Raw genomic sequence first — 23,261 nt, 5'->3', positions numbered from 1 at the left:
CGAGTGTCTACTATTGTTGGGCGGCAAGCTGGCCCAGCGTCCGCACCGCCTGTTCCAGGCGCTCGCCCCACGGATGGCCAAAACTGAGCCGAACAAAATGCCGATAGCGATTGCCCGGTGAGAAAACTGCGCCGGGCGCAACGCTGATCCCGGCGTCCAGAGCCTGCTGAAAGTAGGCGGCGCTGTCGAAGTCCGAAGCCATCTCCAGCCACAGGACCGATCCGCCGACCGGCTGGGAGATTCGTGTGTTCGCCGGAAAGTGCTCCGCCACCAGGGCGGCCATCCGTTCGCAGTTCACCTTTAGCACGGGCCGCAGCTGACGCAGATGCCGATCGTACTCGCCCGACCCCATAAACTCAGCGAGCGTCAGCTGCTGCAGCAGACCGGAGGAGTAAGAGATTGCCCGCTTGTACTTGAGCACCTGATCGGTAAAACGCCCTGGCAGCAGCCAGCCAATCCGGTAGCCCGGCGCAACGGTCTTCGAGAACGACCCGGCGGTGAGCACGAGACCCCGGCGGGAGAAGAACTGGGCGGGCTTTCCCCGCCGCCCGTCGAAGCGCAGGTCGCCGTAGACGTCGTCTTCGATCAGGGGAACGCGGTAGCTTTCCAGGAGCTCCACCAGGCGCTGACGATGCGCATCGTCGGTCGCAGACCCCAAAGGATTGTTCAGCGACGACGAAAACACACAGGCCCGGATCGACTGCTGTCCCAGCGCATGCTCCAACGCATCCAGACATAAACCTTCGGTGGGACAGGTTTCGATTTCCAGCGCGAGCATGCCCAGCGATTCGATGAGCTCCAGCGTCCCGCTGTAGGTCGGAGACTCGACGGCCACCACGTCACCCCGCCGGGCTATGGCGTTCAGTGCGAGTGCCAGCGCTTCCTGGCAGCCGTTGGTCACCACCACCTCCTGTGGCCGGACGGCACCACCGAGATCGAGGTAGCGGAAAGCCACTTGCCGTTGAAGCCCCGGCTCACCGCCAACCGGCGCATACCCCACGCTGCGCTGCTCTGCCCGCGCCATCACGCGTTTCATGGTTCGGTGTAGCGCTTTGGCCGCCGGTTTGGCCATGGACGGATTGGCGATGCCCAGCGGGACCACCCCCGGCTGATGAATACCGTCATACACCTGCTCGACAAGATTCCGACAGCGGACTTCAACGGGCCCGGCGCTGGCTCTCGCCGGCGGGCGAACCAGCGCATTGCGGATCTTAGCGAGCACGTAGAACCCCGATTGAGGCCGCGACTCCACGTGCCCCTGGCGTTCCAGCTCCTCATACGCCTGCTTGACCGTGGGAATGCTGACATCCAGGTTCCTGGCCAACCGTCGCAAGCTCGGTAGCCGGTCCCCGGGTCGGAGCGCCCCCGAGTCGATCTCCATGCGAATCAGGTCGATCACCTGCTGGTAAAGAAAATCGTTTTTTCGACGGTCGACGGCGAGCATCACACACCAACTGATTAGCTTCCGTTATTTTGCAACGATAACTGTGCAGGTAGCAATAGCTACTTTACACCGTGTCAGGTGCCGGCGTTGCCGACCCGCTCCCTCAGAATTTCAGCGCCTGCGAAGCACTGCCGCTGATCATCTGCTGCGCCTGACGCAGCTGAGCGAGGGTGACGGGGCTGTCAAGATCCGCCAGCGCACGGAGCACGTCGTCGAGGCTGCTGCGCCCGCCCGTTTTGCTCTGCAGCTCAAGATCCAGGCTATGCAGAATCAGCGCCGCCTTGGCGGTGGTCGGCCCGGTCGAACGGCGGGCGTCCAGCGGCCCGGCGTCTTCGCTCCACTGACGAAGGCTGTCGAGGGCTCGGTCAAAGCGTCGTACGCTGATACCGCCGGAACGCCGGAGCAGCTTCAGCGAGTAATACTCCGCAAACCCTTCGACAATCCAGTCCGCACCGTCGCCCCCCCGAAGACCTGACGCTACGTGCACGAGCTCGTGAACCAACGTACTGGTCCCGTTTTCGCTGATCAGCGGTCGATCAGCGTGCAGATACAGCGAGTTGCCTGCGGACAGGCCGCCGCGCCACATGCCCTCTCTTGCGCTGACCAGCAGCAGCCGCTTGGGCATGTCGGGCAGCACCTCGATCAGCGACGGCAGGGTCCAATTCATCAAGGCGAGCAGGTCCATTCGCCGGACGTCCTGGCCAACCGGCCCGGCTACCGCAACCTGAATACCGGCAATTTTCTCGACCCGGACGCCGATGCGACCGCCGACCATCCAGCCGGTCGGGCGATCGAAGCTTCGCGTCGGATTGGTGATGCGATACCGACCGTCTTTGAGCTGCTCGTAGGGCGTCTTGAAGGTCCAGCCGGAAGGCCCCTTGAGCGTCAGAAACGCCTCTGCCTCGGTGTCTTTCAGCTGCCTGACCTTGCCGGCGGGAACGAGATCATCACCCCGCCAGATGGCCCAATGCTGAGTGATCCGCGCATCAAAAACGCCGTCACCCCGCGGGCTGTCGATAGCCACTTCGTAGCTGAGTTCGGCGCCGGGCCGCAGGGACTCAAGAACCAGATACTCGCCGTCCCTCGAGCTTTGGACATTGGTTTGGAAGCCGGACATCCGCTCGTGCGTCTTGAGTTCAAGACGGCGCAGCCGATCGGCGCCGTCACCCCAGCGAATGGTGACCTGCGCTGCACCTCGGGAAGGCTCGAACTCGGCCACGTAGTCGACGCGGTACGGGTGAGCCTCAGCCCCCAAACCCGAAACCCATGGGCACAGGATCAGCAGCAAACCTACAAGACTTGTCTTCAACGGACCGGTCTATTCCAAGCGCTTTGGCACTCAATTATAGCTGTTCGAGGTTAATGCAGCCGCTCCTTCACGCTCGCACGGCGGCGTGCTTTGACGGGTTGCTAGCATCGCGGTGAGACAGACTTTGCGCGATCCCCGTCTTTGCAGCTAATGATTCAAGGACGGCGATCCATGAAGCTCAGCATTATTCTTCTTCTGGTCCTGGGTACCAGCACAGCGCTTGCACAGCCGGTCTTCACCGAAACCGGCCAGGACCTCCGCGGGCCCTTCATCGAGCCCTTTGCGGACTCGACCCACAGCGATGTGACGGCTGCCGACATCGACGGTGACGGCGACCTCGACCTGCTTTTTGCCGACGATAGCGGCGGTGGCATCGAGCGCGGCAGCGTGGCGTTTTTCAACGACGGCCAGGGCTTCTTCTCGGCCTCGAGCCAACGGATTGGAGACGGGATCGCTGAAGCTCTGAGCGCCGCCGATTTTAACGGTGACGGCCTCCCGGACCTGGTGCTCGCCAATACATCCAACAATCTCAATACCGACGTAGTCTATCTGAACAACGGAACGGGGTTCTTTGAACTCAGCCAAACGCTCGCCGCAAGCCGGGCCCGGGACGTCGTCACCGGTGATTTTGACGGTAACGACAGCATCGACATTCTGATCGCAGCGGCCAACGGTAACGTCAGCGGCGCGCAAAACCTGCTCTACACCAACAACGGCGACGGCACCTTCGCCGAGCCCACGTTGCTCAGCGCAACCAACCCTAGTTTCGGGGCGGCCGTCGGTGACCTGGATGGAGATGGCGATCTCGACATCTTTATCGCTAATACCGGTCCCAACCGGGTGCTGCTGAACTTGGCGGGAACGCTGACCGATTCGGGCGCAGGCTATGGGGATTTCCAAACCGCCGCCGTGGCGCTGGGAGATGTCGACGGCGATGGGGATCTGGACGCCATCACCGCCAACGCCGGGCTGCTCTCCGGAACCATCAACGGCGAGTCAAACCGCGTCTGGCTCAACAACGGCACGGGCGGCTTCACCGACAGCGGCGTAGCGCTCGACCTGCTTCGCTCCGAAGCGGTTGCGCTCGCCGACATCGACGGCAACGGCTTCTTGGACATCTGGTTCGCTAATCTCGATGAGCCTGATTCGCTGTGGCTGAATACCAGCGGCAGCTTTTCCCGCGCCGAGGTTGCGCTCGGCGCCAGCAACTTCAGCCAAAGCGTGGTGGCGGCGGATTTCGATGGCGACACCGATGCCGACTTTGCCGTCACCGACTTCAACGGAAACCGGGTCTGGCTCAATGGGGACCTCAGCGGCGAACCAGGCGTGAGCATCGCGCCGGTTCGTGCGGTCAGCGACGAGGGCGGCGCGCCGCAGCTATTTGGGCTCGGCGGCTTTCCGCTGGGCATTCCCTTACTTGTCGAGGGAGTCGACGCACCGAGCGTAACGGTTGGGTACCAGCTCACGTCGGCAACCGGAACGCTGAACAGCCAGCTCGTCGTCAGCCGGCCCGGTCCGTCGACCACCATCAACTCGGTGCCGCTTCCCGAGGACACACCACCGTACTCTGCACAGCTGCTGCTGACCGAAGACACCACCGCGCCGATCAACGCGCCGGCCCTAGCCAGCTATCTGATCCTCGACCTCGCAGCGATCACTTCGAACTCGCCAGCGGGCAAGGGCCTCGGCATAGGACAAGCTTGTCTCGCCACGGCACTTTGCCTGGCTTTTGGCCAGGCGGGTTTCGATCCCTGTGGCCAGATTTTCAAGACCGGGAAAGGCGGCTTCATCCCGCCCTCGCTCAACCTGCCGCAGCTGCGCCGGCTGCGGGACGAGGTCATGATGCCGACGCCTTCCGGGCGTTATTACAGTAACCTGTTCTACGACAACTCGTCGGAGCTGATCGAAGTGGTGTTCTCCCATCCCACGCTGGCCTACGACGTGGTGGAGGCCGGTCGCCTCTGGTCACCGGCGATCGACTCGGAGCTCAACGGAGACGGGAGTTTCCTGATCACGCCGGAGATGGGAACCATCTATCGCGAGGTCACCGATCAGCTAAGAGCGTTCTCATCCCCGAGGCTGAGTCAGCTTATCGAGCAGGAGGACGCGCTGATTCAACCGATGTCTTTTGTCGGCAAAACCGCGGGCGAGTACTGGGAGGCCGTGACCACGGCCCGCACCGAAGGCCTGTTTCGCAGCGGCTTTGAGGACCAGCCGTTTTAGCCAAATTCCCGAACCCGCTAAAACGTTTGCCCGACAAATAAATAGGCCGACCGGCGACCGCCTTCCGCCCCGCCATAGGCGAGGTACACGGGCCCAATAATGGTGTCCAGCACGACAAACACGCTGCCCGCTCGGCGCGCACTGCCGAAGCTGATGTCGTCGCGGCTTTGCCAAACGTTCCCTGCCTCGATTGAAGCGCCGACATAAACCGGCGTGTCAAAGGCGGGTGCCCGCGCATCACCCAGGCGTCGGTAGTAAAGCAGCCGGCCCACGGCAGCGTGTTTGCCTTGAAATTCGTTACGCTCATAGCCGGATAAACTGAAGAGGCCTCCTACCGCAAACGGCGCCACGTCCCCTTTGGTCACGCTGGATACGCTCCACCAGTTCAGCAGCGTGTTTTGCCCCCAGGTGATGGGCTTCAGTAGCGTCGCCTGACCGAGGTCAAAGGCCTCGTCCGATCCCAGGCTCTCCCGACTACTGGTCCACTGGGCAAAGGCTAACGTCCCTGTCCGGGGAATACCGTTGTCGTCGAGCGTGTCGTAATTGAAGCTAAGGTCCGCTGAGTTGAAGTCGGCCTCTCCGGCGCTGATGTCGGGTGCACCGATGCGTATCGATCCGTCGCTGGTGACTCGGCTGAGACCGAGGCGCAGCTCACCCCAGTTGCCGAACTGTCGGCCACCCGCCACCGTGAATTGTGAGTCTCGGGAACGCAGCTGCGCCAGCTGTCGCCGTCCATCAAACAGTATGGCGCTGTCACGGCCGTATTCGGTGGCAACGTTCACAAAATAGCGAGATCGAAAGTCCAGCGGTTGAAACAGCTCCGCAAACAACCGCGGCCTGGAACCTATCTGAGCCTCAAACCGCAGCTCGCCACCCCGCTCGTTGATTTCGGTTTTGGTCAGGCGGGCGGCGAGGTTGTAGTTGCTGGTGCCGTCAAAATCATCTTCGAAGTTGATCCCAAACCGCAGGTAGTTCGGGCCCCAGCTCTTCTCTCGAGCGTTGAGCAGCAGCTCGGTGCCGCTGTCATCCTCGCTTAACCGATAGTTGACCGACTCGAAGGTCCCGAAGCCAAAAATGTCGCCGATATCCGATTCCAGCTGATCCAGGTCCAGCGGCGCCCCGCGGTATTCCGCCAGTCGACTGGCGATCACCTCGTCGGCCAGCAGCGACTGATTGTCGACCCGCACGCGATCGATAGTGGGCGAACCGCGTCGGCCCTCAGCGAGGGCCGAGTTGCGGCGCTGGGGGTCAACGTGCCTGCCAAGCTGCCGCAGCGCCTCAACCCGGTCGCGAGCGGAAGATTCTCCCAGCTCCATCGCCTCAGCAACCCGTTCAAAGGCGGTTGACCCCAGAAGGCCCAGCTCTGGAGTAATCAACACGTCCTGGGGCGTCAGCTTCGTGAGCTCGCGGTCGGTATGCCGTTTGATCAAAATGGTGAGGGTCTGGTTGCTGATCGCCAGCGCGGAGTCGAGCTCCGACTCGTCCAGCAGCGGAAAGCCGACGTCAACCACAATCAGATGCTCCGCGCCCATGTCTTTGGCCACCTGCACCGGTACGTTGCTGGTCAGGCCCCCGTCGACCAGCAGACGCCCGTTCAGGCGAACCGGCTTCAGTGCGCCCGGCGCCGACATGCTCGCGCGTATCGCGCTCGCAAGGTCGCCGCTTCCCAGGATCACCTGCTCTCCGGTGGTGACGTCGGTTGCCAGGGCTCGGAATGGGATGGGAAGACGGTCAAAGTCCCTGACGGTGGCTACCGGCAAAAGCCAACGTCGCAACGCCACTTCGAAGGTCTGACCCTGCACCAGGCCACGCGGTAGCGCGAGGGCACCGTCTCTGATCCCCATGTCAAAATCGACGAGAAAACCGGCGTCGTCTGACTTTCGCCGCAGGCTTCGATCCGCTCGGGGAAGACGATCGGAGTAAAAGGTGTTCCAGTCGACGTCGGTGATCACCGACTCGAGTTCATCGATACTCATGCCCGCAGCGTAGAGACCGCCGATAATGGCCCCCATACTGGTGCCGGCGACAAAGTCGATGGGAATCTGTAGCTCATCAAGGACCTTCAGCACACCGACGTGTGCAGCACCTCGGGCCCCACCTCCGCTCAGCACGAGTCCGATCTTGGCCCGAGTCTCCGGGCGGGCCTCGGTCGCTTCAAGGACCGGAGGCGCAGTCACCAAAAGCAGTAAGGCGGCCCCGATCGCGCGCCCTCCCAAAGCAGCAGGCAGAGTCAAAGACATGGCGACGCTCCGAAATTTTTTCGAAAGGATTGTCTTAGAAAAATGCTACCACGCAGGCCCTAAGAAGTCGGGCCTGCGCGGCTGGTGGAAGCTAAGGTTGTCCCGCGAGGCGGAGCTTCCGGTTTAGCCGTCGGCCGGCGCCGCTCCGAGCGCCTCGTCGAGCATCTTGACCAGCTCGTCGCGGCTGTAGCTGTACGGTCCCCAGCTGTTGAGCTGCACCAGCTCGTTGATTTTCGCGCCGATGGTCCAGCCCTGTTCTTCCTGGTTGGGAACCACCATGTAACGCCGCAGCGGCGCGTCGTCAAACAGCGCGTGCATAAAAGCCTTGGACACGTCGTCGGGCTCTTTGTAGGAAAGCTCGCGCTCGGTTGTCTGTTCGAGCTGAGCCTTCATTTCATCGCTGATCCCCCCGCCGGCAGACTGACGCTGAGCGATCATGCGATTGACGCTGGAGCGACGAATATTGGACTTGTAATTGCCCGGCTCAATCACGCTGACGGACACGCCGTGTGGCGCCATCTCTTCTGCCAGCGCGTCTGTGTAGGCCTCCATAGCGTGCTTGCTGCCCGCGTAGGCGCTGCCGCCGCCCCAGGAGATGGTGCCGGCGATCGATCCGGTGGTGACGATCCGTCCCTTGGACGCCATCACCAGCGGCGCGAAGGCCTGTGTGGTGCGGTAAACCCCTTCTACGTTGACGTCAAAAACAAAATTCTGGTCTTCGATTGGCGTATCAACAACGCCGCCACCGCCGCCGACACCCGCGTTATTCACCAGGCCCCACAGGCCGCTTCCGCTGCTGCTGATCATCGCGACGGCCGCATCCACCTCTTCCTGACTCGTCACGTCGAGTCGCACCGCGGTGATGTTGTCGATGGCGTCGAGTTCCGCCAGATCTTTTTTCTTTCGCGCCCCGGCGTAAACGCGGTAGCCAGCACCCGCCAACGTTTCCGCAAGGTGACGCCCGATGCCGGTGCTGGCGCCGGTGATCAGGACAGCCTTTGATTCCTCGGCCAGAGCTGGCCGAGGCGTCAGTGCCACTGACGCAGTGACGAACGCAAGCGTTACGAGCAGGAGAAATCTGAGCATAGGACACCTGATGCTTTGAGTGGATCATCGATGCTAGCACGACAGGTCTGGGGTCAAACGACCAAGACTGCCGGTTGCCAGCGCCCGGGGTTGGATTAAGCGTTGTTGGGGCCGCTGCGCCCGGTACTGGCAGACATGCGCCGTCTGCGGCAGCGTTTAGGTAGCTCTATAGAGAGACAGGGCTGGGTGCCCGACGCGACTACCGACGTTGGCGCAATGGCGCGCCGACGCAATCCTACTGGGAGTCCGATTCCTCGTCGTCAGCGCTGTCGTCGTCCGACTGCTTATCTCGACCATCGGTGTAGGGACGCTCATACTTCCCAGCGTCAGACTTGGCGTAGTCGTACTCGGTTTTGCAGCCGGTCAGTCCACCGAGGCTCAACGCGCTAACTGCCAGTAGAATCAGAAGAGTGCGGATCGATTGCTTCATGAGGTCAGCTCTTTTCGCTCTAACGAGGTACGCGTAGGAAAGTAGCAAAGGAACGGTCACGCCGCAACGAGAGCGCGGCGGCAGGTCAGCGTTATCCGGCTCGGTGAACTTGAGCCCTAGGGTTCTTCGGTCTGGGGCCGAAATCGAATGGTCACTTTGCGCCGCCCCCAGGTGCGAGCCGCTTCAACGTCTTCGCCCATGTAGATGTCTATTTTGCGCGTCCAGCGCCGGTTCATCTTGTCGAGCACCTTCCACTTGCCAGGCAGCGCGTCGATCGTCACCGTCGAGCCGTGACCCAGCCCCATATCGAGCAGATCGCGAGATACCGCGATAGCTTTCATGCCAGGCTTGAGCCGATCTCCCCAGGCCGCGAGGTCGGCATTCTCAGCGGTGGTCTGGCTCGGGAGAGAGTTGTAGGCCGTCGCCTCGACTTCCAATTCCAGATAGTTCGCCGTTTTCGAATGCACCGCAACCGCAACCAGCAGCACCAGCACGATCGCAGCACCGAGGGCGCGCCAAAGGTTCGTGCGCTCGATTGACTGCTGATCAGACTCGGGTGGCTCCATTGGCGCAGCATAGCGATGAGTCCAAAGATCGCAAGCGTCTTTACCCCTGAGCTGGGGTTCTGTACGGCTTGTCGTGCAACGGTATTGCCGGCGTTTTCACGTTAAGGTCGTCAGCCTATGAGCGCCATGAACATGATCATCCCACACCTGCAACCGCTCTCCCGATGTCGACTGGTCCAGCGATACGATCGCTTCATCTACGACGTTGAGCTCGAAGGCGGTGAAGTCGTCAAAACCCACTGCGTCAACCCAGGCCGGATGGAGGGCCTCGTGCGCCCCGGGACCACCGCCTGGATCTCCGCCGCCCCGCCGAACAGCAAACGCAAGCTGAAGTGGACCCTCGAGCTGCTGGAACTGGACGGGCGATACGTTGGCGCCAACACGGTGGTTCCTAACCGAATCGCCGAATCGCTGGTTCGGGCTCGCCTGATTCCCGGTCTCAAGCGCTGGCGCGAGGTGCGCCGGGAAGTGCCCTACGGCAACAGATCCCGGATCGACTTGATGCTGTCGAGCGGCAAGTCCGAACACCTGGTTGAGGTCAAGAACTGTCATCTGGTTTATCCCGATCACCGCGCCTACTTTCCAGACTCGGTCAGCGAGCGCGCCGCCAAACATCTGCGGGAACTCGCTGAGCAGACCAGCCAGGGGCGGCGTGCCACCGTTCTGTTTGTGCTGCAGCGAACCGACGGGAAATCGCTAAGACCGAGCCGGCTTCACGATCCGGCTTTCGCTGAGGCCGCCACCGCCGCCGCAGCAGCCGGGGTACGGTTCCGCGCGGCGCAAATCGATCCGACACCGGCGGGCTATCACTTTATCGGCATGATCCCTGTCGATCTCAAAGACTACGACCCGACCGACGTTGAGCCATACCGCGACGCGTTGAAGGCATACTCGGGCTGGAAGCGACGTGGCAAGGTGACTTAGCGCCCACGACGACCGCAGGCGCTATACTCGTGAGCGTGCCTGGGTCCGCATCCTGCTCTTAGACACCCCAGGCCAGGAGGGAGTCCATGGCTTACGCTGACGGTTACGTCATTCCTGTCCCCACCGCCAACAAGGCGGCCTATCTGGAGGTTGCCGAGCTGGCGGCTGCGGTCTTTAAGGATCACGGCGCCATCTCGGTCGTGGAAAACTGGGGCGACGATGTCCCGGAAGGCAAAGTCACCTCGTTCCCGTTGTCGGTTCAGTGTGAGCCCAACGAGACGGTGGTGTTTTCCTGGATCACCTGGCCCTCTCGGGCCGCGCGCGACGCGGGTCTGAAGTCCGCCATGGAAGATCCGCGGATGGCCGAAATGGGCCCGGGCGCCATGCCGTTTGACGGCAAGCGCATGATCTTCGGCGGGTTCGAAACCATCTTGGACCGTTGACCGTTGAACGACATGCCGGGACGGATCCGAGCAGGCTCGGCCGTGCCCGAGAGCTCACTCACGCGGCCTGTCAGTGGCCCTCCAGGGCTGCGCGGGCGAATTTCCCGCCGAATGCTGACGACAGCCATTCCAACCTGGGATGGAACCGAGAACACGTCGCACTGTTAAGCCGGCCGTTAGACCCCGGACAACGTTTTCAGCTGGGGTTTCGTTTTGCTGACCAAAACCTGCTGTGGCTGGATCGGGGTCGTGTTGAGGCTGAGCAGACCCTGGTCGGCGCCTCGGAGATGTCGGCGCAGCGCTGGGCCGACGCACGGCTCTTGGCTACGGATCTCAAGGAGACCTCCGACGCACAGATGCCTTACTCGCTGGAATATGCGATTGACTATGAGGATCTAACCGAACACGCAGCCGCGGCCGCCACACTCGGGCGCTGGTTTCACGAGGCGGATCTCGCGCTGCAGGTTCTGATCAGCGATTGCGAACATCTGGCGGTAACCCGCCCAGAGGCGCGCTGCTGGCCACACCACTTTGACCTGGCGTCGCTGTTCGTACTCGAGTCGGGCGACCCGGAATTCGCTCGATCAGTGGGAGTAGGTTTATCCCCGGGAGACGGTAGCTACGATGAACCGTACCTCTACTGCACGCCGTGGCCCGCGCCGCCCGTTGCTGCGCTGCCCGCTGCCCCCGCGTCCTTTCGCTGGCACACCGACGGATTTGTCTCGCTGGTGGCGCCGGCCAGTCAGCTGAATAGGGACGAGGATCTCGGGATAGTGCTGCGTCGCGGCTTCGACAGTGCGTTGACCCTCGCCTCAGCCTCCGGCTAGCGCCAGGTTAACGTCAGCCGTCCCCCATCGCCTTGGCAATCACCTGCTGATGCTTGGCTGCCCAATCGGCGAGGGGCGTTGCCGCCGCTCGGTCCGCCTTTTCCTGCGCCTCCTGGAGGAGCTGAGCTGCCTCGTTTTTTGGCAGCGCCACGACACCCTCTTCGTCCGCCAGCACCAGGTCGCCCGGCGAAATGTCGACACCCCCACAGTCAACCGTTGGCGTTACCGGACCCGGCTGCTTTTTTGCGGCAGGTTTCGGACAGAGTCCGCGAGCGTAGACAGGAAAACCCAGTTCTCGAATCTCGCCGAGGTCCCTAACGACTCCGTCGATCACCAGGCCAACGATGCCGCGCTGCTGGGCCATGGCACAAACGTTTCCGCCGACCATGGCGCTGAGCCCGTCTTCGCTTCGAGCCACAATGATTGACCCCGGCTGCGCCGCATAAATCGCTGCATGCATCATCAGGTTGTCCCCCGCCGGGCAGTGGACGGTATAGGCCGGACCGAGGATACGCGGCATGGTGGGCAGCAAGGGCGCAATGGCCCGGTCAAGCACCTGGGAGCGCGGAAGTACATCCGCCAGGTCGCAGGCGTTGAGCTGAGAAAATGCGGTGAGGGAATCGATCATCGGATATGGCACGGGAAACACGTCGGAGCATGACCGTAACACAGCGCCGGCCCGCTTCAACCGCTGCCCGCCGGGCGGCGTCTAACGTCGGTTGCCGTCCAAGAGAGTGACACCAGGAGTAACAAATGCGAAAGATAAAGCTGGGGCTTATGCTCCTGACGCTGCTGCCAACGCTGGCGCTGTCGACGTCGTTTGATCGAGCGCTGGTTCAGGCCGATCTGGCGCTGGCCAGGGAAACGCTGCAGCGGGTGCACCCGGGATACGACCGTTATACCTCGACCCTCGCGCTGGATCGGATGTGGCAGCAGCTCGAGGGGTCACTCGATGAGCAGGTGAGTTTCACCGAAGCCTACCTCGGTCTGTCACGAATCCTCGCAGCCATTCGCTGTGACCACACAAAGGTGGAGCTGCCGAAGACCATGGAGCAGGCTCGGGAGACCTCACCGCTCTATCTCCCTTTCCGCTTCAGGCTGTTCAACCAAGATGGCAGCCATCGAATGTATGTTTCACGGCCTGGCGGTACGGCGCTGGCGCGGGGAGACGAGATTCTCACCATCGACGGCACGCCGGTGCAGGATCGGCTCGCCGCCGTTGCGCCCTACATACCGGTCGATGGCTTTACCGATCACGTCAAAAGCGTGGTGCTGGCATCGAGCAGCGAGTTTCTCGGCTCGGGCTTCGACCACTTCGACCCGCTGCTGAACGACGTCGCCGCACAGGTCGTTGTGAAAGCCCGTTCTAGCGACGGCGTGATCCGCGACCTCACCCTGCCCCGCATCGGCTACGCCGCTTTCCGGGACCTGACGTCGGGCCAGCGCTGGGGCCAAAACTTTTCCGATCCGGGGGTCGCACGCATCGAGTTTCCGACGGAAAAGGTTGCGGTGCTGTCGGTGGATACGTTCGTCAACTACCGCAAGCCCGTGAAGCCTGAAGCCATCTATGGACCGCTGTTTCGTCAGGCGGCCGAACGTGGGGTGGAGACTATGATTCTGGACCTGCGCCGCAACGGCGGCGGGTCCACCGACGCCCAGCTCGGCCTGGTCACCCGGTTGATCGACAAGCCGACATTTGGGGCGCGGGATGTCCGCGTGAAGACGATCAATCTCGACGGCCTTCGGGACCACCTGGACACCTGGGAAAAGGCGGCGCTCAACCCGCAACCAACTCAGTTTAATCGACGCGACGACGGCTGGTGGTCTGTGAAGCCGGAGTTTGGGGGCGTGGGTGGGCCGCTTGAACCGCAGGCGGATGCGTTCGGCGGTCGCCTGATTGTGCTCACGAGTCGCTCAAACTCCTCGGGCTCAACCTCCTTTGTGTCGGTGATGCAGGCCACCGGGCGCGCGACGCTGGTTGGGGAATCGACCGGCGGCAGCCAGGAGGGTCCAACCGCTGGCATCATCTTCTTTCTCACGCTGCCTAACACCGGCATCGTTGTGCGGGTGCCCTACCAGCTCACCGAACAGGTAACCGAGAACCCGGTTTACGGTCGGGGCTTCGACCCGGACATCGAGGCGCCGGAAACGTATGAATCGTGGCTTGCCGGGCGCGATCCGGCGTTGGAGGCTGCGATAAAGCTTGCAAACTCCGGCATGCTGGCGTTGTAGCCGGTTGCGCGGTTCAAGGAGCTAGCCTTCCTCAGCCATCAACGCGCGAACATGACTGAGCGCCCCGTAGCGACGCTCAATTTCCTGCAGGGCTTCCGCGTTGCTGCGCTGGAGCTCGTCCAGCATGTCCTGCACGCGCGGATCTGCCAGGATCGGCTGAAGAAAACCGTCGGGGCGGGAGATCTCAGGCCACAGACAGGCGTCGCAGCCGTAGGTCAACGGGTATCTGAAACCGTGCTCGCGGGCGTTCGAAAGCGCTGCGACCGCCGCTTCGAGCTGACCGAGCTTTGCGTGGACCAACGCTGACTGGAAGTCGTAGCGCCAGCTGATGACATCCGGATACTCCAGCATTTTTGTGAGCAGGCTTTCGGCAAGCGCCCGTGCCCGGTTCTTCGCGCCGGTCCGCTCGAGAAGATCAATGCCGAACAGCGCCACCCAGTCGCCTTCGCTGCCGAACCGTCCCTCTCGAAACTCCGGCTGCTCGGCGAACACCTCGGGCCAGCGCGCCGTCAGCTCCCTCAGGGCATCGTCGTACCGACCCACTTCATAGAATCCCAGCGCCAGGGCGAACGGGCGAAAGACAGGTGGTACCTGCGGGCTGCTCACCGCGTCCCGATACGCCTCCCAGTCCTCGCGGAGCTTGGCGCGGATGGATAGGCTGTAATGATCGGTTCCGCGATCCACCACAAACCGGGCTTCAGGCACCGCGCCAAGTTCCATCAGCGTTGCAGCGAATACCGACCGCGACCAGGGATCAGCCAGAGAACGTGCAGGATCGCTAAAAATCAGACGGATAAAGGTGTCAAAATCCCCAAAACCTTTTGCCGTATCGCCGAGGCTGGCTGGCGACAACTCCGGGTAGGTCGTAAGGCTCTGCACAAGAGAGCTCGCGGCCGCGGCGCGGTTGCCGTCCACATAGTAGCGATAGGCCAGCGACGCTCGAACCGGCAAGTGAGCCGGGTCTATCGCCAGCGCGCTCTCCAGCAGCGTGATATCCCCGCTGATCCGAAAGCTCGCGTAGAGCGCTTCCACGTGACGGGGATTGGCACGCAGGGCCTGGCGATAGTTGTCCTCCAGACTGGCCGCATCTTCGATACCGGACATCTCCGCGACCCAGGCCTGGGCAAACAGGATGTCGGGATGGTCGGGTTCGAGCGTCGCTGCTTTGGCAAGCGACTGGCTTGCGGCCGCTGATGGGCCCTGCTCATAGTAGGCGGCCACGATGGCCCGGTAAGCGTGGGCCAGTGCATGCTCCGGGTCCTGCTCGAGCGCCCGTTCAAAACGTGTCAAAGCGCCCTGCTCGCGACTGCGCCACAACGCCCGGCCCTCCAGGTAGCTCGCGTGGGCCTGCGGCGAGTTTGATTGATAGCTGGCCTTGGCCACCTCGTCGTAGCTGATCGCCCCCAACAGCTCACTCACGACGGCCTCCGCGATACCGTCTTGGATTTCAAACAGATCCGCCATTTCCCGATCGAAATTTTGCGACCACTGGGTGAAGCCACTGCTGACTTCGACCAGCGAGGCCGTTATCCGTAGCGCCTCGCCGGATCGACGCACCGTCCCCTCCACCAGATAGTCCACATCGAGCTGGCGACCCATACTCTGTGGCTTCTCAGTGGTTTGCTTGAAGCGAAATGCCGACGACCGGCCTGGGACCGCCAGTCCACGTACGGCAGCCAGCCGATGGAGCAGTTCCTCAGATAGGCCGTCAGCAAACAACTCGTCGCTGCCGTCAGGTGTCAGGCTCCGAAAGGGAATGACAGCAACCGCCACCGAAGCTGAAGGGGATACGGCGCCCGGTGGCGCCGGCGCCTCGCTGCTCGTACGCCACCACTGCCAGCCCATAGCCAGGACGAACGCCAGTGCGGCGCCCACGACCCAGCTTCGTCCCGTTGCCAGGCTCGCTTGCGCCACCGGGGCTTGCTGGGTCTGCGGGCGGTCTGCAGGCGTTTGATCGATTCGACGCACCAGCTCTTCCAGGGAGCCCGCATCCCGCTGTCTGAACCAGCCGGACAGATCCAGCGTTTGAAGCTGGCGAAAACCCAGCGGCCCCAGCGTGCCGTCCAGGGAGGTCGGCACCAGCTTGCCCTGGCTCTGCGCGAGTTCAGCCTCGTCCCGAACCCACTGGGATTCCGTAGCGCTTTCTGACCAGACGACCACAACCTGCCGCGCCGCGTCGATCTCTCTTTCAATCGTTTGGGCAAAGTCCGCGCCGGCCCCGATGTCGCGATCCCAGAAAACGTCCAGCCCCCGTGCGTTGAGCGCTGACGCCAGCGTTTCGACGGATGCCCGGTCTTGCCTGCTGTAGGAGATGAAAACGTCAGCCATGGTGGAATTCTAGCGTGCGAAACCGCCCGATGGGCCGACTTCAGGCGCCGCCTGGAGAAGTGGCCTCGAGTTAGCGCTCAAGCGCGGCGTTTTTCGGTGGAGAGCACGACCCCGCCAGCCCCGGCCCGCTTGGCTCGGTACATATCCCTATCTGCGTGGGCCAGCAGCGATTCCAGCGTTTCGCCATGCTCAGGGAACCGGGCTCGCCCGATCGACGCGCTACAGGTCACGCGCTGATCGTCCAGCTGGTAGGCCTCGCTCAGGGCATCGGTCACCCGGTCGACCAGGTTCTGTTCTGTGTCCGGGGTCAGGCCGGCCGCCAGCACCACAAACTCATCGCCACCAAAGCGTCCAACCAGATCCTGCGAGCGGCAGGTGTCCACGAGCCGGCCGGAGACAATCTGCAGCAGGCGATCACCCACCGAATGGCCGAACTGATCATTCACCTGCTTAAAGCCGTCGAGATCGATGAATAGCACCAGGCCACCAGCCTCGCTCTCAACCACCCGCTGGGCGGCCTGCTCGAACCCGTGCCGACTCAAGATGCCCGTCAGGTAGTCCGAATTCGCTTTTCGTTCCGCTGCGAGCTGCCGACGCATCAAACTCGAAATATCGGTCAACGTCAGCACAAGGTCGTTGTCTACCGGCTCCGCCTCGAGCCGAAGCCAGCTTTTGCTGCGATCGCCGCTGAGCTCCACGTCCTCGGAAACCACTTGACCGTCCGCCGCGGCAGAGAAGATTCGCCGAGCCAGGGTCGCCTCGTCACCCCGCCATCCGGCCAGCACCAGCGACAGAATCTCCCCCGCGTCCTTGCCGGCCAGGCTGTCGGCATCGACCCTCGCCCAGCCTGCCGCCGCAGCGTTGGCAAAGACGCAGCGGTAGGCAACCGGCTCACCGTCAGCGGTCGGCCAATCGCGGCGCAGGCGAACAATCCCGTAAGAGGCGTGTTCAACGATGGTACGCATCAGTTGCTCACCGGTGGCGAGCGCCTCCTGCGCCGCATTTTCGGCCGTGACGTCACGACAGATCAGCGTCTGGCCCCGCGGGCTCCCGTCGTCGGCCAGCACGTCAGACTTGCGCACGTCAAACCAGCGCTCGTCGTGCAGCAGCGGCTCGCCGGTAGCCAGCGACGAGGCAAGCGCGATGGTCACGGGTGACTCCGACGGCAGCGGCCTACCGAGCAGCGCCGCTCGATCCATCCCGAAGAGCGCGCTGGCGGCGTGGTTGATCGACACCACCCGATCAGCCAGGTCGATTCCGATCACCGGATCGTCGATCTGCTCGATCAGCTCGCGGTAGGACACCGGCCGGAAGCGGTGGTCGCGGAGGTCGTTGATGATCCACAGGAACAGCGGCGCGGTTAGCGAAACCGAAAGTGCCGGCAACCACAGCCGGTCGAGATGGATGCCGAACGAGTGCAGCAGGCCGGTGAGCATCGGGCCCAGGCTGATGATGAGAAACAGCACCATGGACCGGCGCTGCGGCGCAGATACGGCCGACAGGCGGAGGAAAAAGATGCCCATCATGCTGCCCAGCAGCAGGTAGCTGTAGGGCGCATGGACAAACCGATACCACGGCCCCCAGGCCGGGTGGACGAGCAGCTGGCCCGAGCCGTCGTCGAGCTGGGGCGACCAGAGCAGTCCGTGAGCGGAGTTGGTCAGCGCGAGCAACATCGTGCAGACCGGGATCACGCTCAACAGCACGAGCGACCGGGGCCGGAAGGGTCGACCCATCATGTCGAAGACCAGCGCAATCAGCGCCACCGGAATGCCGGCGCGACAGAAAAACATCATGACCTTGGCTACCGCCAGGGTGGTCGCGTCATCCGCCACCACCTGCAGCGCAGCACCGCCGATCCCCGGCAGCACAAGGACAAAATAGATCCCAAGGGACCACGCAACGCCTTCCCGCGCCTGTTTCAGCGTAGTGACGGCCATCCAGGCAAACACGGCCATCGCCAGCGCGAGAAGAGTCAGCGAACTGTAGTGCAAAAACACCGAAAGCACCCGACAAGAAATCCGAAAAAAGAAGATACCACGGGCAGCGGGCCTGGTTTACTCTGTCGCGCGAGCGTAGGCAATTTCTTCGGATAAAAAAGGGAAGCATATGCACTCAGGCAAACAGCGGGTCGCCATTTTAGGTGGAGGCATCGGAGGGCTGACCGCAGCGTGGGAGCTGCAGAAGACCGGCAGCTACGAAGTCACCGTTTATCAGATGGGCTGGCGGCTGGGCGGCAAGTGCGCCACCGGGCGAGATGCGGCCAACGGGTATCGTCTGGAGGAACACGGCATCCACGGTTTCCTCGGCAGCTACTACAACGCGCTGGAGATGCTCAATGAGGTTTTCGAGGAGCTGGCGGCGCTCCCCGACAACGCCGGCTTTCTCACCAGCCTGGACGAGGCGTTCGACCTGCAGAACGCCGTAGCGATGTGGGACTTCAACCGCGCCGCCTGGGAACACTGGTCATTGGAATTGCCCATAAACAGCTATCGCTATTCACAGGCAGGCGATCTGGCCAAGTTTGAGCATCGCCTCGAGGCCATGCTGAAGATTCTGGGGGTTCTGGCGGCAAAGATGCAGCAGTCCGCTGAAGGCAACGCCGGCGGCGATCACAAGACCCTGCTGGCCAAGCTGGTGCAGGAGCTGGAACAACATGCCGACGTTGCCTCACACCCAGCGCTGGCCAAGTGGCTGGTAGGGCTACTCGAGAAGTGCTGGCGCCCGCTGGCGAAACTGCTGAGCGCTGGTGAGCTGCTTGAAGAACACAGCGACCTCCGACACCTGTTTGTGATCCTGGATCTTGGCCTTGCTACGCTCAGCGGGCTGTTTCAGGATCGCATTCCCGAACGCGGCTTCGACGCAATCGACGACGAAAACTTCGCCGAATGGCTGGGCCGTCATGGCGCCCATCCGATGACGCTGAGCAGCCCGCTGACCCTCAACACCATTGCCCTGTCCTATCAGTTCCCGCAGGGGGACACGTCGATTGCACCGCAGATGAGTGCGGCTTCCTACCTCGACTGGAATCTCCGCCAGTTCGCCTATCTGGGGGCGTTTGGGATGCTGTTCGCGGCCGGAACCGGCGAGACGGTCATCGCACCGCTCTACTGGGCGCTGCGGTCCCGGGGCGTTGAGTTCAAGTTTTTTCACAAGGTTGAGGAGCTGAAACTGGCGCCGGACAAAAAATCGGTGGCTGAGATCGATCTCGGCATCCAGGCTCACGTGCTGCAAGGCGAATACGACCCGCTGATCGGTCCGATTAAGGGACTAAGGTGCTGGCCCAACCGTCCCAACTTCGCGCAGCTGAAGGAAGGAGATGCGCTCGCCGGGGGAAGCGAGCTGCCGGGAGGTGGCTACGACCTGGAGTCCTACTGGTCACGCTGGGAGAACCCGGCGCAGCAAACGCTGAAGTGCGGCGAAGACTTTGATCAGGTGGTGCTCGCGATATCTATCGGCGCTCTGCCGTACCTCTGCCGGGAGCTGCTCGAAGACACGAGCAACGCTCCCGAGTGTGAGGACCCCAAGGGGCGGACACGCTGGCAGGCCATGGTGGACGAGGTGCCGACCGTGCAAACGCAGGCTATGCAGCTGTGGTTTGACAGCGCGCTGCCGGAGCTGGGCCTGCCGTCTCTGCCCGGAAACAACGTGTGGATTGCTGGAACTTACGTAAATCCCCTCGGTGGCCAGGTTGACTTCAGCCATCTGCTCAACGTCGAGGACTGGCCGGCTGACTCGGGGCCAAAAGGACTGCTGTACATCTGCGGCACCATGCCCGACGCCGGCATTCCCGACTTCAACGACCATCACTTTCCCGCAGCGCAGCACGATCGCGTCCGCTATCAGTGTATCCAGTACCTTGGGGCCGCCACCGGCCCGCTCCTCGCAAATGCCACCGTCAACGCTGTGCAGGGCGCGGCCGACCCAGTCGGCCTGGATCTAAGCCTGCTGCATGCCGCGGACCCGAACGCTGCGCCACGCGGAGCCAGGCGCTTCGAGACCCAGTTCTGGCGCGCCAACATCGATCCGACGGAACGCTATGTCACCAGCCCGCCTGGCAGCGCCAAGTATCGGCTGAGGGCTGACGCGACGGGATATCACAACCTGACCATCGCCGGTGATTGGATCTACACCGGCCTGAACGTCGGCAGCGTGGAGGGCACGGTCATGGGCGGCCGGCTGGCCTCCAACGCGCTCTGCGGATTGCCAAAGAAAGGCGACATTCATGGCTACGATCCGTTTGGACTGGAAACGTAGGCTGGCGGACACTTCTACTCTCACTCACCGCTGCGGTCGGGCTCAACTCATCGAGACTTCGTTGTCATAAACCTCGCGGGGCAGCGGCAGCCCCGCGAGCTCGGCGTCGCCCAGCGGTCCATCGGGGACAAAGCCAAACTGCTTCACCAGCGCTTCCAGCTGCCGACAGTGGTGGGCCGCGTGCCAGGTGGTTCGTTCCAAAACGTTCAGCGAACGCCGCTGGCCGTAGTAGGTGTCTAGCCGGTCCGGCAGCACGCCGCCCGCCGCATCCCACCAGGCAGCGAGCTGCGTACTGACCTGCCTACCGAGCGCCGCAAGCTGCTCGCCGGTTTCCACGCCTTCGGGCGTCAGTCGCTCGAACCACTCGTAGTCCAGACGGCCGCCCTGAGCCGATTCGAGGAATGCATTGATCACCATGAAGATGTGATAGACCAGATCGCTGTAGGGTCGATCTCGACCTGGAAAACTTCCCTTGAGCTGCCCGCTGGAAAGCTGACGGGCGTAGCGACACGCAGCGTCGATTACGCGTTGGCATTTGTCCACATACTGCGCCGGCGTCAGAGCAGGCTCACTGATCGCCACCCCCACAAAAGCCGCCACATCGCGAAGATCCTGACAGTAAGTACCTTCCCTTCCCCGGGCCATCACCGGCACCGAGCGAAACCCCAGCTCCGCCAATTCGGTCAACGCTTCCGGGACTTCCTTGACGTTAATCGACTCGAACACGATACCGTGCTCGATCAAAAACTCTTTGGTCCGCAGACAGCTGGAACAGCCCGGCATCCAGAAAACGCGGTAGGGCGGCAGTTCTTTCACGCCTCGGTAAACACCTTATCGAATCCAGCAGTCCGAAAACTCTAACGTAAACCGGCAGCGGCGGCAGCACCCTGATCGCCGACCCGGTTCAGCTAGGAGTAGACCGCTTACTCAGGCAGAGCAAACGCCAGCACAAAATCTCCCGGCATGCTGCCCTCCGGCTGACTGCCGCCGGCCGTCAAGACCACGTACTGTCGGCCATTCATTTGGTACGTCATCGGTGTCGCCTGCGGTTGCGCCGGCAGCGTAATCCGCGTCAGAACATCGCCGGTGTCGCTGGCCATCACCATCAGCGTCCGATCCCAGCGGGACGGGGCGAGCGTTAGTCCACCAGCGGTCATTACAGGCCCACCGGACAGCAACGAACCCCAGTTTCGGGCTTCGGGGTGATCTTTGGCGTTTGGGAAAGGCCCGGCCGGCGTCTCCCACAGCACCCGGCCCTGCCTCAGATCCACCGCCACCCAGGTTCCCCAGGGGCCACGATGGCAGGGTAATACCTGTTCGGGATCGTAAACGTCATAGCGGGCCATGCCGTAGGGCGTGCCGGACTGGCTCGTGAACTGCACACCCTGAGGGCCGCCCTCCTCCTTTCGCCGACGTTTTTTGAACTCCTTTCGCGGAATCAGCTCGACCACCGTGGGGAGTCGATTGATGCCCAGCACCGCAATACCACGGGCTGCATCCACGCTCATGGAACCCCAGTTGGTACCGCCGCCGTTGCCCGGATAAAGAACGCTGCCCTCCAGGCTCGGAGGCGTGAAAAGCCCCTCCCAGCGTCGCCCCTCGAGCAGCTGAGCACAGTAGCTTTTCATGGCCGGACTGTGGCCCCAAAGCTCAAAACTGTCAGGATGCAGCGCCAGGGCTGGCGCCGGAAAAGGCTGGGTGACCGCTGCGGCTTCGCCAGGTACGTCCGACGCCGGAACGGCACGCTCGCCGACCGGAAACAGCGGCTCGCCGGTCGCTGCGTTGAGTGCAAACAGGTGACCCATCTTGGTCGCCTGGAGCAGCATCAGCGGGCCGCCCTCGGATAGCCGGGTGAGCGCCGGCTGCGCCGCCAGGTCGTAGTCCCAGAGGTCGTGATGAACGGTTTGAAAATGCCAGCGGACGGCGCCGCTCTCGAGGTCGAGCGCAACAACCGAGTTGGCATAGCTGTTCGGACCCTTTCGCTCACCACCAAAAAAGTCAGGCGATGGACTGGTTGTTGGCACATACACCAAGCCGAGCGCCTCGCTCGCCGACGCGACAGACCACATGTTGCCGCCGCCGGTGCGTGCCGCCTGGCTAGAGTCCCAGCCCGCGGCCTCGCTTTGCCCGGGGTTCTTGGGGACCGGGTCGAACGACCACTTCAGGTCGCCGCTGCGAGCATCAAAGGCGCGCACGGTGCCAGGCTCCAGGCGCACGCCACCGTTGTCTCCGATCGAAGACCCCACGATCAGCGTAGTACCGACGACCGTCACCGGCGAGGTCAGCGAATACTCGCCACGGCGAAAACTTGCGATCCCCCGGCTCAGATTTACGACACCGCCCTGACCGAAGTCCTCACAAGGACGACCCGACTGGCTGTCCAGGGCAATAAGCCTGGCATCGAGGGTTCCCAGATAGATTCGCGACGCGCAACTTCCCCGCCCTGGCCCACGCCAGGCGCTGACACCGCGGGCGGTGAAAAGCTCGGAATAGCTTTGGCCAAAGTCGACCTCCGGATCGAAACGCCAGCGCAGTTCGCCCGTGTCGGGAGCAAGCGCGTATACCCGATTGAAGCCCGAAACCACGAAGAGCAGCCCGTCGAAGAGGATCGGCGTCGCTTTGAAGGAACTCGACCGGCTGTGCTGACTGCCGTCAGCCGCGTCCCCGGTGCGGAATTGCCAGACCTGGCGGAGCGCCTGCACGTTGTCAGGCGTCAGCTGCCGATGCGGCGAATACCGATCGCCGGCGAGGGTTCCGCCGTAATGCTGCCAGGAAAGATCCTCGGCCGGCTGCTCGGCCATCGTGGCAAGGCTAAGCAGCAGCGCTGCGGCGGCGGTCATGAATTTCATCAACGGGAGTCCCCAGGTTTTGTTTGCACCCTAAGAGATAATTCACGGGGCAGCCGCCATTTTGTGACCAGTGGTGGTGTTCAGGGACCAGTGGTTCGCCCGCCCC

The 23,261-nt window shown here is 62.7% G+C and carries 17 protein-coding genes; 6 read left to right on the top strand and 11 right to left on the bottom strand.

What is annotated here, in order from left to right; all coding sequences use genetic code 11:
- Positions 1-10: 10 nt before the first annotated feature.
- Together AAF358_12055 and AAF358_12050 are read right to left on the bottom strand one after the other, a co-directional pair.
- On the bottom strand, positions 11-1,444 hold the full coding sequence (locus tag AAF358_12055; protein MEM7706282.1) for a PLP-dependent aminotransferase family protein: 1,434 nt from the start codon (positions 1,442-1,444) through the stop codon (positions 11-13).
- A 103-nt stretch (positions 1,445-1,547) separates the two neighbouring features.
- On the bottom strand, positions 1,548-2,753 hold the full coding sequence (locus AAF358_12050; GenBank protein MEM7706281.1) for a hypothetical protein: 1,206 nt from the start codon (positions 2,751-2,753) through the stop codon (positions 1,548-1,550).
- Between the two features lie 171 nt (positions 2,754-2,924).
- Here AAF358_12050 and AAF358_12045 point away from each other — a divergent pair, with 171 nt between their 5' ends.
- Complete coding sequence (locus tag AAF358_12045; protein MEM7706280.1) at positions 2,925-4,976, top strand: VCBS repeat-containing protein; 2,052 nt, start codon at positions 2,925-2,927, stop codon at positions 4,974-4,976.
- 17 nt (positions 4,977-4,993) lie between these two features.
- Here AAF358_12045 and AAF358_12040 read toward each other — a convergent pair whose 3' ends face one another.
- The 4 genes from AAF358_12040 to AAF358_12025 all read right to left on the bottom strand — a co-directional run bounded on the left by AAF358_12040 (position 4,994) and on the right by AAF358_12025 (position 9,298).
- A complete protein-coding gene (locus AAF358_12040) occupies positions 4,994-7,216 on the bottom strand; it encodes a patatin-like phospholipase family protein (protein MEM7706279.1) in 2,223 nt (740 codons plus the stop codon).
- A 123-nt stretch (positions 7,217-7,339) separates the two neighbouring features.
- The gene (locus AAF358_12035) at positions 7,340-8,302 is read right to left on the bottom strand and encodes an SDR family NAD(P)-dependent oxidoreductase (protein ID MEM7706278.1); all 963 of its coding nucleotides are present in this window, start codon (positions 8,300-8,302) and stop codon (positions 7,340-7,342) included.
- A gap of 235 nt (positions 8,303-8,537) precedes the next feature.
- Positions 8,538-8,732: a hypothetical protein gene (locus AAF358_12030; protein MEM7706277.1), complete on the bottom strand. Its 195-nt coding sequence runs from the start codon at positions 8,730-8,732 to the stop codon at positions 8,538-8,540.
- Positions 8,733-8,848: 116 nt separating this feature from the next.
- Positions 8,849-9,298: a hypothetical protein gene (locus AAF358_12025; protein MEM7706276.1), complete on the bottom strand. Its 450-nt coding sequence runs from the start codon at positions 9,296-9,298 to the stop codon at positions 8,849-8,851.
- A 117-nt stretch (positions 9,299-9,415) separates the two neighbouring features.
- Here AAF358_12025 and sfsA point away from each other — a divergent pair, with 117 nt between their 5' ends.
- The 3 genes from sfsA to AAF358_12010 all read left to right on the top strand — a co-directional run bounded on the left by sfsA (position 9,416) and on the right by AAF358_12010 (position 11,492).
- Complete coding sequence (gene sfsA / locus AAF358_12020) at positions 9,416-10,222, top strand: DNA/RNA nuclease SfsA (protein MEM7706275.1); 807 nt, start codon at positions 9,416-9,418, stop codon at positions 10,220-10,222.
- Positions 10,223-10,308: 86 nt separating this feature from the next.
- Positions 10,309-10,665, top strand: coding sequence for a DUF1428 domain-containing protein (locus AAF358_12015; protein MEM7706274.1), 357 nt, complete (start codon positions 10,309-10,311; stop codon positions 10,663-10,665).
- Complete coding sequence (locus tag AAF358_12010) at positions 10,662-11,492, top strand: hypothetical protein (protein ID MEM7706273.1); 831 nt, start codon at positions 10,662-10,664, stop codon at positions 11,490-11,492. Before AAF358_12015 ends, AAF358_12010 begins: the two co-directional genes overlap by 4 nt.
- 13 nt (positions 11,493-11,505) lie before the next feature.
- Here AAF358_12010 and AAF358_12005 read toward each other — a convergent pair whose 3' ends face one another.
- On the bottom strand, positions 11,506-12,120 hold the full coding sequence (locus AAF358_12005) for an RraA family protein (protein MEM7706272.1): 615 nt from the start codon (positions 12,118-12,120) through the stop codon (positions 11,506-11,508).
- A gap of 125 nt (positions 12,121-12,245) precedes the next feature.
- Here AAF358_12005 and AAF358_12000 point away from each other — a divergent pair, with 125 nt between their 5' ends.
- Entirely contained in the window at positions 12,246-13,724 is a 1,479-nt protein-coding gene (locus AAF358_12000; protein ID MEM7706271.1) for a S41 family peptidase, read from the top strand.
- 21 nt (positions 13,725-13,745) lie between these two features.
- On the opposite strand, the gene AAF358_11995 is transcribed toward AAF358_12000, so the two are convergent.
- Both AAF358_11995 and AAF358_11990 read right to left on the bottom strand, forming a co-directional pair.
- On the bottom strand, positions 13,746-16,052 hold the full coding sequence (locus AAF358_11995) for a TIR domain-containing protein (protein MEM7706270.1): 2,307 nt from the start codon (positions 16,050-16,052) through the stop codon (positions 13,746-13,748).
- Between the two features lie 77 nt (positions 16,053-16,129).
- Positions 16,130-18,049: a diguanylate cyclase gene (locus tag AAF358_11990; protein ID MEM7706269.1), complete on the bottom strand. Its 1,920-nt coding sequence runs from the start codon at positions 18,047-18,049 to the stop codon at positions 16,130-16,132.
- A gap of 109 nt (positions 18,050-18,158) precedes the next feature.
- Between AAF358_11990 and AAF358_11985 the strand changes: the two genes are divergently transcribed.
- On the top strand, positions 18,159-20,306 hold the full coding sequence (locus tag AAF358_11985; protein MEM7706268.1) for an FAD-dependent oxidoreductase: 2,148 nt from the start codon (positions 18,159-18,161) through the stop codon (positions 20,304-20,306).
- 42 nt (positions 20,307-20,348) lie between these two features.
- Here the strand turns inward: AAF358_11985 and AAF358_11980 are convergent, their stop codons facing one another.
- Together AAF358_11980 and AAF358_11975 are read right to left on the bottom strand one after the other, a co-directional pair.
- Positions 20,349-21,122, bottom strand: coding sequence for a glutaredoxin domain-containing protein (locus AAF358_11980; protein ID MEM7706267.1), 774 nt, complete (start codon positions 21,120-21,122; stop codon positions 20,349-20,351).
- Between the two features lie 107 nt (positions 21,123-21,229).
- A complete protein-coding gene (locus tag AAF358_11975) occupies positions 21,230-23,155 on the bottom strand; it encodes a PQQ-binding-like beta-propeller repeat protein (protein ID MEM7706266.1) in 1,926 nt (641 codons plus the stop codon).
- Positions 23,156-23,261 lie beyond the last annotated feature (106 nt).

This window comes from Pseudomonadota bacterium (assembly GCA_039033415.1).
In the GTDB taxonomy this organism is placed as follows: domain Bacteria; phylum Pseudomonadota; class Gammaproteobacteria; order Xanthomonadales; family SZUA-38; genus JANQOZ01.
The sequence above is the reverse complement of the archived record's forward strand: the minus strand, read 5'-3'. Positions and strand labels throughout refer to the sequence as shown.

Coding starts and splice junctions, on each gene's coding strand:
- AAF358_11995 (MEM7706270.1), bottom strand. CDS start 16,052: ATGGCTGACGTTTTCATCTCCTACAGCAGGCAAGACCGGGCATCCGTC.
- AAF358_12015 (MEM7706274.1), top strand. CDS start 10,309: ATGGCTTACGCTGACGGTTACGTCATTCCTGTCCCCACCGCCAACAAG.
- sfsA (MEM7706275.1), top strand. CDS start 9,416: ATGAGCGCCATGAACATGATCATCCCACACCTGCAACCGCTCTCCCGA.
- AAF358_11985 (MEM7706268.1), top strand. CDS start 18,159: ATGCACTCAGGCAAACAGCGGGTCGCCATTTTAGGTGGAGGCATCGGA.
- AAF358_12005 (MEM7706272.1), bottom strand. CDS start 12,120: ATGATCGATTCCCTCACCGCATTTTCTCAGCTCAACGCCTGCGACCTG.
- AAF358_12000 (MEM7706271.1), top strand. CDS start 12,246: ATGCGAAAGATAAAGCTGGGGCTTATGCTCCTGACGCTGCTGCCAACG.
- AAF358_12025 (MEM7706276.1), bottom strand. CDS start 9,298: ATGGAGCCACCCGAGTCTGATCAGCAGTCAATCGAGCGCACGAACCTT.
- AAF358_12035 (MEM7706278.1), bottom strand. CDS start 8,302: ATGCTCAGATTTCTCCTGCTCGTAACGCTTGCGTTCGTCACTGCGTCA.
- AAF358_12030 (MEM7706277.1), bottom strand. CDS start 8,732: ATGAAGCAATCGATCCGCACTCTTCTGATTCTACTGGCAGTTAGCGCG.
- AAF358_12055 (MEM7706282.1), bottom strand. CDS start 1,444: ATGCTCGCCGTCGACCGTCGAAAAAACGATTTTCTTTACCAGCAGGTG.
- AAF358_12045 (MEM7706280.1), top strand. CDS start 2,925: ATGAAGCTCAGCATTATTCTTCTTCTGGTCCTGGGTACCAGCACAGCG.
- AAF358_11975 (MEM7706266.1), bottom strand. CDS start 23,155: ATGAAATTCATGACCGCCGCCGCAGCGCTGCTGCTTAGCCTTGCCACG.
- AAF358_12040 (MEM7706279.1), bottom strand. CDS start 7,216: ATGTCTTTGACTCTGCCTGCTGCTTTGGGAGGGCGCGCGATCGGGGCC.